This window comes from Pseudoduganella sp. GCM10020061 (assembly GCF_042683405.1).
Classification (GTDB): Bacteria; Pseudomonadota; Gammaproteobacteria; order Burkholderiales; family Burkholderiaceae_D; genus Telluria.
Genome location: NZ_JBHUJS010000010.1, coordinates 24095 through 36004 on the forward strand (window position 1 = coordinate 24095; position 11910 = coordinate 36004).

12 protein-coding genes are annotated in these 11910 nt (G+C 67.2%); 9 read left to right on the top strand and 3 right to left on the bottom strand.

All coding sequences use genetic code 11. The features are described 5' to 3' along the window. Positions 1 to 9 precede the first annotated feature (9 nt). The gene (locus tag ACFSQR_RS13175) at positions 10 to 390 is read left to right on the top strand and encodes a putative zinc-binding protein (protein ID WP_377730327.1); all 381 of its coding nucleotides are present in this window, start codon (positions 10 to 12) and stop codon (positions 388 to 390) included. Here ACFSQR_RS13175 and ACFSQR_RS13180 read toward each other — a convergent pair. Then, positions 387 to 3266 (bottom strand): ATP-binding protein, encoded by a 2880-nt coding sequence (locus tag ACFSQR_RS13180; RefSeq protein WP_377730328.1) that lies wholly within the window; start codon positions 3264 to 3266, stop codon positions 387 to 389. The genes ACFSQR_RS13175 and ACFSQR_RS13180 overlap by 4 nt on opposite strands. Before the next feature lie 10 nt (positions 3267 to 3276). Next, the gene (locus ACFSQR_RS13185) at positions 3277 to 3525 is read right to left on the bottom strand and encodes an accessory factor UbiK family protein (RefSeq protein ID WP_377730329.1); all 249 of its coding nucleotides are present in this window, start codon (positions 3523 to 3525) and stop codon (positions 3277 to 3279) included. A 171-nt stretch (positions 3526 to 3696) separates the two neighbouring features. On the opposite strand from ACFSQR_RS13185, the gene ACFSQR_RS13190 reads away from it, so the two are divergent. From ACFSQR_RS13190 to ACFSQR_RS13200, 3 genes are read left to right on the top strand one after another with little or no spacing between them, the layout of a single operon-like run. Continuing rightward, positions 3697 to 4428, top strand: coding sequence for a TorF family putative porin (locus ACFSQR_RS13190; protein ID WP_377730330.1), 732 nt, complete (start codon positions 3697 to 3699; stop codon positions 4426 to 4428). Positions 4429 to 4440: 12 nt separating this feature from the next. Beyond that, positions 4441 to 4779: a P-II family nitrogen regulator gene (locus ACFSQR_RS13195; RefSeq protein WP_377730332.1), complete on the top strand. Its 339-nt coding sequence runs from the start codon at positions 4441 to 4443 to the stop codon at positions 4777 to 4779. A gap of 11 nt (positions 4780 to 4790) precedes the next feature. Continuing rightward, positions 4791 to 6299, top strand: coding sequence for an ammonium transporter (locus ACFSQR_RS13200; RefSeq protein ID WP_377730333.1), 1509 nt, complete (start codon positions 4791 to 4793; stop codon positions 6297 to 6299). 28 nt (positions 6300 to 6327) lie between these two features. Here ACFSQR_RS13200 and ACFSQR_RS13205 read toward each other — a convergent pair whose 3' ends face one another. Then, entirely contained in the window at positions 6328 to 6672 is a 345-nt protein-coding gene (locus ACFSQR_RS13205; RefSeq protein ID WP_377730334.1) for a zf-TFIIB domain-containing protein, read from the bottom strand. 247 nt (positions 6673 to 6919) lie between these two features. On the opposite strand from ACFSQR_RS13205, the gene gshA reads away from it, so the two are divergent. From gshA to ptsP, 5 genes are all read left to right on the top strand, one after another. Next, positions 6920 to 8218 (top strand): glutamate--cysteine ligase, encoded by a 1299-nt coding sequence (gshA, locus tag ACFSQR_RS13210; RefSeq protein WP_377730335.1) that lies wholly within the window; start codon positions 6920 to 6922, stop codon positions 8216 to 8218. A 213-nt stretch (positions 8219 to 8431) separates the two neighbouring features. Further along, entirely contained in the window at positions 8432 to 9376 is a 945-nt protein-coding gene (gshB, locus tag ACFSQR_RS13215) for a glutathione synthase (RefSeq protein WP_377730336.1), read from the top strand. A 3-nt stretch (positions 9377 to 9379) separates the two neighbouring features. Then, positions 9380 to 9781: a PTS sugar transporter subunit IIA gene (locus ACFSQR_RS13220; RefSeq protein ID WP_377730337.1), complete on the top strand. Its 402-nt coding sequence runs from the start codon at positions 9380 to 9382 to the stop codon at positions 9779 to 9781. Between the two features lie 45 nt (positions 9782 to 9826). Then, on the top strand, positions 9827 to 10096 hold the full coding sequence (locus ACFSQR_RS13225; RefSeq protein ID WP_377730338.1) for an HPr family phosphocarrier protein: 270 nt from the start codon (positions 9827 to 9829) through the stop codon (positions 10094 to 10096). Between the two features lie 20 nt (positions 10097 to 10116). Then, a complete protein-coding gene (ptsP, locus tag ACFSQR_RS13230) occupies positions 10117 to 11862 on the top strand; it encodes a phosphoenolpyruvate--protein phosphotransferase (protein WP_377730592.1) in 1746 nt (581 codons plus the stop codon). Positions 11863 to 11910 lie beyond the last annotated feature (48 nt).

Consider the following 11910-nt stretch of genomic DNA (forward strand, 5'->3'; position numbering starts at 1 on the left):
GGAGGCGAGATGGCGACCGGCGCGAAAACGCTGCCGCTGGTGTATTCGTGCTCCGGCTGTTCCAGCGCGGCGCAGCTGGCCAACCACGTGGCGCTCCGCCTGGATCGCATGCAGGCCGCGGAGATGAGCTGTATCGCCGGCGTGGGCGGGGACGTCGCGCCGCTGGTCAAGGTGGCGCAGTCGGGCCGCACCATCCTTGCCATCGACGGCTGCGCGATGGCATGCGCGCGCCAGTGCCTGTCTCGCCAGGGCGTCACGCCCGACCACCACCTGCAGCTGGGCGAACTCGGTGTCAAGAAAAAGAAGCACGAGGATTTCGACGGCGCGCAGGCCGACGTGGTGCTGGGCGCCGCGCTGTCGTTGCTCGGCGCACGTCCGGGTAAGCCCTAGGGCAGGCGCCTGCCGCCGGACAGGATCTCGGCGATCGCGGCCGGCTCCACCGGCTTGACGAAGAAGTAGTCGAAACCTGCTTCCACCGCCAGCGCCTTGTCCGATTCCTGGCCGTAGCCGGTGATCGCGACCAGCAGGGCATCGCTGGCTGCATCCGTGGCGCGCAGCTGCCGCGCCAGTTCGTTGCCGTCCATGCCGGGCAAGCCGATATCGAGCAGGAACACGTCGAAGGTGTCGGCCTGCGCCAGGGCGAGCGCTTCGAACGCGCTGTGGCGCACCGACACGGTGTGGCCGCACGCCTCCAGGTACATGGCCAGCATCTGCGCGCCGTCGACGTTATCGTCGACCAGCATGATGCGCTGCGCTTCGGCCGCCGCGGCGGACCGCTGCATTCCCGCGTCGGTGTCCGTGTCGAGGTCGGGCGTCGCGGCCGGCAGGCGCACCACGAACTCGCTGCCCTGTCCCAGGCCCGGGCTGCTGGCCGACACGGTGCCGCCATGCAGTTCCACCAGCGTACGCACCAGCGCCAGGCCGATCCCAAGCCCGCCCTGGGTGCGGTCCGGCGTGCGCTCCGCCTGCGCGAACAGCTCGAACACATGCGGCAGCAGCCCGGCCGCCATGCCCATGCCGTTGTCGCTCACTTTCAGCAGTATCTGTGACCCCGGGGTCTCGAGCGTAACCTTGATGGTGCCTTCCTCGGGCGTGTACTTGGCCGCGTTGTTCAGGAGGTTGGCCAGCACCTGCACCAGCCGCTTGTAGTCGCCTTCCACCAGCGCCGCGCCGGACGGCGTCTCCACCGTGCAGCGATGGCGGCGCGCCTCGATCAGCGGACGCACCTGCTCCACCGCGTCGGCGACCACGTGGCGCACGTCCACGCTGCCCAGTTCCAGCCCCACCAGGCCACTGGTGACGCGCGAGACGTCGAGCAGGTCGTCCACCAGGCCGGTCATGTGGCGTACCTGGCGCGAGATGATGTCGGCAGTGGTGGAGACCCGCGATGGCGGCACGCCCGGCAGCCTGAGCAGCTCGGCGGCGGCGCTGATCGGCGCCAGCGGATTGCGCAGTTCGTGCGCGAGCATGGCGAGGAACTGGTCCTTGCGGCGGTCCGCCAGCATCAGCGCTTCCTCGGCGCGCACGCGTTCGATCGCTGCCCACATGCGCCCGGCGGCATCCTCGACCAGCGCCACGTCGTCCGGGTGCCAGATGCGCGGCTCGGCGGACGCCACGATCAGGCACGCGATCAGGGCGCCGTGGCGCGTATGCGGCACCACGATGGCGGCATGGGCATCGATCTGCTCGAAGGTCGGCCAGACGTCCGGCGCGCCCGTGCGCGGGTCGTTGCGCATGTCCGCGCTGGTCCAGGTGGCGCCGGCTTCGAGCGTGGCGAAGTTCGCGCTCCCGAATGCCGCCGCGGGATAGGTGCCGAGCAGCTCGGCCACCGATCCGTCGGTGTAGTTGGAATGGAAGGCGAGGGTCTGCTGCTCGCAGTCGTAGTTGCCGCAGACGACCCGCGCCACCCCGAGGTGGCGGCCCACCAGTTCCGTCGTGGTCTGGAAGATGCGCGACGTATCGGACAGCGCGCGCAGGCGGTCCGTCAGGTTCAGCTGGAACGACTGGCGCGCTTCGGCGCGCTGCAGGCCGAACTGGGTACGCATGCGCGCCGTCACGTCCACCGTCACCCCACGCATGGCCACCGGCGCGCCCATCGCATCGCGCCGCACCTTGCCGTGCACGTCCAGCCAGATCGTTTCACCGTTGTCGGGCCGGCGGTAGGTGATGACTTCCTGGTACGACCCGCTGGATTCGATCGCATCGGCGTAGGCGCGCTTGAGGCGCTCGACGTCCTGCTCCGGAAGCGATTGCCAGATGTCCGACATCTGCACCACATCGGTGCCAAGGATTTCGCGTGCATTGGCCGAGAAGCTCGCCCTGCCGCTGGCCAGCTCCCACTCCCAGATCAGCATGCGCGCCGCGCCCATCCCTTCGCGCAGGCGTTCCTCGGCGGCGGCGCGCTGCTCTTCCGCGCGGGCGCGGTCCACGGCGTTGCGCACCCGCTCGGCCACCTCCTGCAGCAGCGCCACTTCGTCGGTGGTCCAGTTGCGCGGCTTGTCGTCGAACGCCAGCAGCACGTGGCCGCCGGCGCCACCCTGGTCGCCGGCGGGAACGGCGATCAGTCCGCGCGCATCCTCGCCGCTCCAGGCCGGGTCTGCCTGCGCGTCGGCCAGCACCACGGTGCGATCCAGGCGCAGGTGCTCGCGATACTCGGCGCGCGACAGTTGCATGTGCCCGGCCAGCATGGCCGTCGCGGTGTCGGTGACTTCGCGCACGCTGTCCAGCAGGCGCAGGCTGTCGGCCAGCTCGAGCTGGAATTCGCGGCGCCGCTGGATGTTCAGGCGCGCCGTGGTTTCGAAAATTGCGCAGTAGGCCCCGCCCACCCGGCCGTCGTCGACACGCACCGGGGAGTAGGCGAGGGTGAAGGTGCTTTCGTAGACGCCGTCGGCGCGCCGGAACGTGCGCCTGACGTCTTCGCCAAGGATGGATTCCCCTTGCAAGGTGCGCTCGATCAGCGGGCGCACGTGCGGCCACAGCTCCGGCCAGACCTGCTGGAGCGGCTCGCCCAGCGCGGCCGGGTGGCGGTCCGTCAGCAGGTACGCGTAGGCGTCGTTATAGAAAAAGTGGTGCTGCGGGCCCCACGCCACGAACATCGGGAAGCGCGAACCCAGGATCAGCGAAATGGTATTGCGCAGCGCGGCCGGCCATGCGGCGGATGGCCCGAGCGGGCTCCCGGCCCAGTCGACCTGGCGGAACCGGGCGCGGACTTCTCCCGCGCCCTCGAACAGGGCGTCCTCTGGCACCGGACTGGCGGCGGCTGCCACGCGCTTGGGGTTACGGCTCTTGGGGTGCGAGTCGCGCTTCCAGCTCGGCGATGCGCAGTTCCAGCGCTTCGAGGCGTGAGCGGGTCTTGGCCAGTACCTGCGCCTGGATGTCGAATTCCTCGCGGGTGACCAGGTCGAGCTTGGAGAAGCCCTGGGTCATCATCGCCTTGACGTTCTTTTCAATGTCCTTGGCGGGCGAGTTTTCGATCACCTGGTTGATCTTGCCCTGCAGGTCGTTGAAGAAGCTGTTCATGTCCATAGTGTCCTTTCGGCCGCACTGTTGCGGTGCAGCGGCCTTCATTTGGTGCGTCGCAGGATGCCGCGTTCCCTGTGGAGCGCGCGCGGACTGCGCTGGCACGACTCCTGCTAAACGGTATGTGGATGCTTTCGCATGCCAGCCACGATTGTAATCAAAACTCAAGGAGAGGTGATGAATACGATGATGCTCCGTATGCTACCGCTGGGATTGCTGGTGCCGGGATGGTGCGCCAGCCCTGCCATGGCGCAGGACACGCCGCCGACGCAGCTCAGTTTCAATGCGTCTCTCGCCAGCGACTACCGCTATCGCGGCAATTCCCAGTCGCGGCTGCGGCCGGCACTGCAGGGCGGAGCGGACCTGGTGCACAACCCAAGCGGCCTGTACGTGGGCGCCTGGCTGTCCGGCATTCGCTGGATTGCCGATGCGGGCGGCGAGTCGCGCACCGAAATGGATGTCTACGCCGGCAAGCGCGGCACCGTGGGCCGGTTCAGCTATGACGCCGGCGTGCTGGCCTACGTCTACCCGTCCAGCGCGCTCGCGACCAACCCGAACACGCGCGAAGTGTACGTCCAGGGCGGCTACGGCCCGGTCACCGTCAAGTATTCGCATGCGTACAGCAACCTGTTCGGCACGCCCGACAGCAAGCACAGCGGCTACCTCGACCTCGGCGCCAGCTTTCCGCTGCGCGGCGGGCTGGTGCTGAACCTGCACGCCGGCCGCCAGCGCGTCAACGGGCATGGCGCGCTCAGCTACAACGACTACCGGGCAGGCCTCACCAAGACCATCGGGCCCGCTTCGGTCTCGCTTTCCGTGGTCGGCACCGATACCGGGAGCTACACCGGACCCGGCGGACGCAACCTCGGCAAGACCGGGCTGGTCCTGACCGCCACCACCACCTTCTAGGAGACCCCGCGCATGAAACTCATCACCGCCATCATCAAGCCGTTCAAGCTGGACGAAGTGAGGGAAGCCCTGTCGGACATCAACGTCCAGGGCATTACCGTGACCGAAGTGAAGGGCTTCGGACGCCAGAAAGGGCACACCGAGTTGTACCGGGGCGCCGAATACATCGTCGACTTCCTGCCCAAGACCAAGATCGAGGCCGCGGTGGACGACGGCCTGGCCGAGCTGGCCATCGAGACCATCGAAAAGGCGGCGCGCACCGGCAAGATCGGCGACGGCAAGATCTTCGTGACCAACATCGAGCACGTGGTGCGCATCCGCACTGGTGAAACCGGCAACGACGCACTGTGAGGAGAGCATCCATGAGCACACATTTCGCGTACTGGCTGCGCATGCTGGTTCTGGCGGCGGTGGCCGCGTTCGCGCTGCAGGGCGCCGGCCCGGCGAGCGCGGCGCCGCCTGCCGATGCGGTGGCGGCAGCTGGGCAAACCGTCGCACCCGCCCCCGCCGCTGCACCGGCGCAGGAGGCCGTCGTGGTCAAGCCCATCCCGGCCAAGGGCGATACCGCCTGGATGTTCGTCTCGACCCTGCTGGTCATCATGATGGCGATCCCCGGGCTGGCGCTGTTCTACGGCGGCCTGGTGCGTTCCAAGAACATGGTGTCGGTGCTGCTGCAGGTGCTGATGATCTTCTCGGTCGTGATCGTGCTGTGGTTCGCGTACGGCTACTCGCTCGCGTTCACCGCCGGTTCGCCCTTCATCGGCTCGCTCGACCGGCTGTTCCTGGCCGGGATCTGGGACCCGGCCAGCGGCGCGTTCAGCTACGCGGCCACGTTCAGCAAGGGCGTCGTGATCCCCGAGTTCATCTTCGTCGCGTTCCAGGGCGCGTTCGCGGCCATCACCTGCGGCCTGGTCGTGGGCGCATTCGCCGAGCGCGCACGCTTTTCGGCGATCCTGCTGTTCACGGCGCTCTGGTTCACCTTCGGCTACCTGCCGGTCGCCCACATGGTGTGGTTCTGGGCCGGCCCGGATGCGATCACCGATGCGGCGACGCTTGCCGCCACCACGGACGGCGCGGGCTGGCTGTGGCAGATGGGCGCGCTCGATTTCGCGGGCGGCACCGTGGTGCACATCAACGCCGCCGTCGCAGGCCTGGTCGGCTCGGTCGTCATCGGAAAGCGCATCGGTTACGGACGCGAATCGATGGCGCCGCATTCACTGGCGCTGACCATGGTGGGCGCCTCGCTGCTGTGGGTGGGCTGGTTCGGCTTTAACGCAGGCTCCGCGCTGGAGGCGAACGACATCGCGGCGCTGGCCTTCATCAACACGCTGCTGGCGACTGCCGCCGCCACCGTGTCGTGGGTGATCGGCGAATGGACGGCCAAGGGCAAGCCTTCGCTGCTGGGTGCCGCGTCGGGCGCCGTGTCGGGACTGGTCGCGATCACGCCGGCATGCGGCTTTGTCGGGCCGGGCGGGGCGCTGGCGATCGGCCTGGTGGGCGGGCTGGCCTGCCTGTGGGGCGTGAATGGGCTCAAGCGCATGATCGGTGCGGACGATTCGCTCGATGTGTTCGGCGTGCACGGCGTGGGCGGCATCGTTGGCGCGCTGCTGACCGGAGTTTTCGCCGCGCCCGGGCTGGGCGGGCAGGGCATCTTCGACTACGTGGCCAACCAGGCGTCGGCCGAGTACTCGATCGCGGGGCAACTGCTCACGCAGGCCAAGGCGGTGGGCGTCACGGTGGTGTGGTCGGCGCTGGTCGCATACATCGCCTACAAAGTGGCGGACGTGCTGCTGGGCTTGCGCGTGCCGGAGGAAGAGGAGCGCGAAGGGCTGGACATCACCAGCCATGGCGAGTCGGCATACCACGCGTAATACGGACGCGCTCCCCGGCTCCGCCCGGTCAATCGAAGTCGAACAGCTCGCCCAGGAAGCCCTCGCGCTTCTTCTTCTTGTGATAGCCGTGATGCGGATGCGGGTAGCCGTGCTGGTGCTGCGGCGGCTGGTGCTGCGCCTGCTGGTGCTGCGGGTACGGGGTCTGCGGCGGGGGCGTGTGTCCCCAGCCGGTTCCCGGCGCCGGCGCTGCCGCGGCCGGCGCGGCGGCGGGCTGTCCCATCGAGCGCTCGATGATCTTGTCCAGCTCACCGCGGTCGAGCCAGACCCCGCGGCAGTTCGGGCAATAGTCGATTTCGATGCCCTGGCGGTCGGACATCAGAAGCTGCACGTTCTTGCAGACTGGGCATTCCATTCTTATCTCCTTGAAGCGGTCGCCGGCCACGTGCCGGCGTTGCCATTCATTCTAGGCCAGAAATGGGGACAGACCCAGAAATGGGGACAGACCCCATTTCCGAAAAATGGGGTCTGTCCCCATTTCCGGGCTGGTATCATGCCGGTGGGTGGGGATGAACCGAAATGATTGCACTGAGGCCTTTTAATCGACCAATCCGGCCCGATATGTGTGTTTGATAACTGACAGACCCTAAGGACGCAACTGCATGGTTCCCCATCTCGCCACGGCCCTGACCGGCCCGTTGCTCGACCTGGAAAAGAAAATCCTCGAAGCCACGCCGGCCATCGAACGCTGGTTCCGCCTCGAGTGGCAGGAACATACCCCGCCGTTCTACGCCTCGGTTGACCTGCGCAACGCCGGTTTCAAGCTGGCGCCGGTGGACACCAACCTGTTCCCGGGCGGATTCCACCACCTGGCCACCGAGATGCTGCCGCTGGCGGTGCAGGCGGCGATGGCCGCGATCGACAAGTACTGCCCCGATGCGCGCAACCTGCTGGTGATCCCGGAAACCCGTCCCTGCGGCGCGTCCTACCTGCAGAACCTGGCCCGCCTGATGCAGATCTTCCGCCAGACCGGCCTGCACGTGCGTTTCGGCTCGCTCGACCCGGAGATCACCCAGCCGACGCCGCTGGCGCTGCCTGACGGGAACATGCTGGTGGTCGAGCCGCTGGTGCGCTCGCCCAACGGCCGCCGCCTCGGCCTGGCCGACTTCGATCCGTGCACCATCCTGCTGAACAACGACCTGTCGGTCGGCATCCCGCCGATCCTGGAAAACCTGCACGAGCAGGCGGTGCTCCCGGCCCTGCACGCCGGCTGGGCGATTCGCCGCAAGAGCAACCACTTCACCGCCTATGACGAGGTGGCCAAGAAGTTCGGCAAGCTGATCGGCGTGGACCCGTGGATGATCAATCCCTTCCACGCCCAGTGCGCGAACGTGAACCTGGAGGAGAACGACGGCGTCGAATGCCTGGCCGACAGCGTCTCGCAGGTGCTCTCCAAGATCAAGAAGAAGTACAAGGAATACGGCATGCGCGAGCTCAAGCCGTTCGTGATCGTCAAGCCCGAGCAGGGCACCTGCGGCACCGGCATCTGGACCATCCGCGACGCCAGCGAGATCCGCGACCTGGCCGCGCGCCGCGCCGCGATGCCGCGCCTGAAGGGCGGCGCCCCCGTGTCGGAGATGATCGTGCAGGAAGGGGTGCCGACCTTCGAGAGCATCGAGGACGCGGTGGCCGAGCCGGTGGTGTACATGATCGACCGCTACGTGGTGGGCGGCTTCTACCGCATCCACGCGGAGAAGGGCGTGGACCAGAACCTGAATGCGCCCGGCTCCAAGTTCGTGCCGCTGGCGTTCGCGCAGCAGCATGCGGTGCCGGACCTCAAGGCCCAGCCGGGAACCGCCGCCCCGAACCGCTTCTACGTATACGGCGTGGTGGCGCGGCTGGCGCTGCTGGCCGCCTCCCTCGAGCTGGAGCGCACCGACCCCAATCCCGAGGTCTACTAGGCACGGAAGGGGACTGTCCCCGCAGGGGACCGTCCCCGGCTTTTTACCGTCCGTAGCCAGTAGCCAGTCTATGCTGAAAAGCTGGGGACGGTCCCTTTCAGGGACAGTCCCCCTCTCAAGCTGGGGACGGTCCCTTCCAGGGACAGTCCCCCTCTCCGGCGGGCTGTGGCGTTTCCAGCTAAAATCAGGTTGATAACGCCATTGGAACCTCCCATGAAGATCGCCTTCCTTGCCGACCCGCTCGACAGTTTCAAGACTTACAAGGACTCCACCTTCGCGATGATGCGCGAGGCGGCCCGCCGCGGCCACGCCCTGTACGCGTTCGAGCAGTCCGACATGGGCCTGACCGAGGGCCTGGTGACCGCACGCGCCATGCACGTTACCCTGACCGGCGCGGCCGACGACTGGTACCGCGCCACGCCCAAGGATGATACCGAGCTGTCCGCCTTCGACGCGGTCATCGTGCGCAAGGACCCGCCCTTCGACATGGAGTACGTGTACGCCACCTACCTGCTGGAGCTGGCCGAAGGGCAGGGCGCGCGCGTCTTCAACAAGCCCGCCGCCATCCGCAGCCACAACGAAAAGCTGTCGATCGCGCAGTTCTCGCAATTCACCTCGCCGACGCTGGTGACGTCCGACGTCACGCGCCTGCGCGAATTCCATGCCGAGCATGGCGACGTGATCTTCAAGCCGCTGGACGGCATGGGCGGCGCCGGCATCTTCCGCGTCAAGGACGACGGCATGAACCTGGGCGCGGTGATCGAGATGCTGACCGACCTGGGCCGGCGCACGATCATGGCGCAGAAGTACATCCCCGCCATCGTCAAGGGCGACAAGCGCGTGCTGGTCATCGGCGGCAAGCCGGTGCCGTTCGCGCTGGCGCGCATTCCGCAGGCCGGCGAGGTGCGCGGCAACCTGGCCGCGGGCGGCACCGGCGTCGCGCAGCCCCTCGGTGGCCGCGACCGCGAGATCGCCGAGGCCCTTGGGCCCACGCTGGCCGCGCGTGGCCTGTTGCTGGTAGGATTAGATGTGATTGGCGATTTCCTGACCGAAGTGAACGTGACCAGCCCCACCTGCTTCCAGGAGATCTTCGACCAGACCGGCTTTGACGTGGCGGCCATGTTCATCGACGCGCTGGAACAGCAGGTTAACGGATAAACCATGGTAGGCATCTTACTTTTGACGCACGCGCCGCTCGGACAGGCATTCATGTCCGCGGTGGAGCACGTGTTCCGCGGCCCCACCGAGCACTTCGAGGCAATCGACGTGCAGCCGGACCAGGACCTGGCGGAGGTGAACAAGCTGGCGACCGCCGCGATCCGCCGCGTGGACGACGGCGACGGCGTGCTGGTCATCACCGACATCAAGGGCGGCACGCCGGCCAACTGCTGCGACATGCTGGCCAACGCCGGCCATGTGGAAGTCATCGCCGGCATCAGCCTGCCGATGCTGCTGCGCGCGATCACCTACCGCCGCGACTCGCTCGACGTGGTGGTGGAGATGGCCCTGGCCGGCGGCCAGAACGGCGTGGTCCGCTGCGACAACCGCGTGCGCGTAGGCTGAGCGCCCCCGAACAACAACACCATGACAGCCTGACCCTTTGAGACGATGATCCAGCACGAAATCGAAATTATCAACAAGCTTGGCCTGCACGCACGGGCATCGGCCAAGTTCACCCAGCTCGCCGCCCGCTACAAGAGCGACATCTTCCTGACCCGTAACGCGCGCCGCATCAACGGCAAGTCGATCATGGGCGTGATGATGCTGGCGGCCGGCAAAGGCGCCAAGGTCACGCTGGAAGCCGACGGCGCCGACGAGCAGGAAGCGATCACCGCGCTGTCGGCCCTCATCAACGACAAGTTCGGCGAAGGCGAGTAATGCCGCTGGACCTGGCGCCGATGTCTTCGTTCACTCTCCACGGCATTCCCGTCTCGCGCGGCATCGCGATCGGCCGCGCGCACATCCTGACGCCGGCCGCGCTCGACGTGCGCCACTACCTGGTGGCCGAAGAGCAGGTCGAGGCCGAAGTGGCGCGCCTGCAGGCCGCGTTCGCCGAAGTGCACAAGGAGCTGCAGACGCTGTGGACGGAGCTGCCCAAGGACGCCCCGACCGAGCTGGGCGCCTTTATCGACGTCCACGTCCTGATCCTGTCCGACCCGATGATCTCGGAAGCGCCGCTCGACATCATCCGCAGCCGCCACTACAACGCCGAATGGGCGCTGGTGACGCAGATCGACGAGCTGTCGGCGCAGTTCGACGAGATCGAAGACCCTTACCTGCGCGAGCGCAAGGCGGACATCCAGCAGGTCGCCGAGCGCGTGCTCAAGGTCCTGATGGGCACCGCCCAGCTGAAGCCCGTGCAGACCGCGCTGTCGGAGGAATTCCAGCCGCAGATGATCGTCGTCGCGCACGACATCTCGCCGGCCGACATGCTGCAGTTCCGCGACGGCTCCTTCATCGGCTTTGTCACCGACGTCGGCGGCCAGAACTCGCATACCGCCATCGTCGCCCGTTCGCTCGACATCCCGGCGGCGGTCGGCATGTCGCAGGCATCGCGCCTGATCGAGCAGGACGACTGGGTCATCATCGACGGCGACGCCGGCGTGGTGATCGCCAACCCGAGCGCGCTGGTGCTGGACCAGTATCGCGCCCGCCAGGCCGTCCAGCTGAAGGCGCGCAAGAAGCTGCTCAAGCTGAAAAAGACCCCGGCCATTACCAAGGACGGCACGCCGATCACACTGCTGGCCAATATCGAGCTGCCGGACGACTGCACGGGCGCGCTCGACTCCGGCGCGCAGGGCGTCGGCCTGTTCCGCTCCGAATTCCTGTTCATGGGCCACGGCCACGTGATGCCGACCGAAGACGAGCAGTTCGAGCAGTACAAGAAGGCCGTGGTGGCGATGAAGGGCCGCCCGGTCACCATCCGCACCCTCGACATCGGCGCCGACAAGCCGCTCGACCAGATGGAGCACACTGCGCTGAACCCGGCGCTGGGCCTGCGCGCGATCCGCTACTGCCTGGCCGAGCCGCAGATCTTCCTGACGCAGCTGCGCGCGATCCTGCGCGCCTCCGCCTTCGGCAAGGTGCGCATCCTGATCCCGATGCTGGCGCACGCGTTCGAGATCGACCAGTCGCTAGCCATGATCGCGCAGGCCAAGGCGCAGCTGCTCGAGGGCGGCGTCAAGTTCGATCCGAATGTGGAAGTGGGCGCGATGATCGAGATCCCGGCCGCCGCGCTGTCGCTGCCGATGTTCGTCAAGCGCCTCGACTTCCTCTCGATCGGCACCAATGACCTGATCCAGTACACGCTGGCGATCGACCGCGTCGACTACGAGGTCGCGCACCTGTACAACCCGCTGCACCCGGCCGTGCTGCACCTGATCGCGATGACCATCGACGCCGGCCACAAGGCGGGCAAGGACGTGGCGGTGTGCGGCGAGATGGCGGGCGACGTCAAGCTCACCCGCCTGCTGCTCGGCATGGGATTGCGCGAATTCTCGATGCATCCGGCCCAGCTGCTGTCGGTAAAGCAGGAAATCCTCAACAGCGACATCAGCGTGCTGACCGCCAAGACCCGGCGCATCCTGCGCGCGATGGAACCGGCGGCGATCGCGGAAGCGGTAGAACAACTCCAGGCGCTGTAAGGCGCGTTTCAAGAAAGACCCATGTCCTCCATCGGAATCGTCACGCCG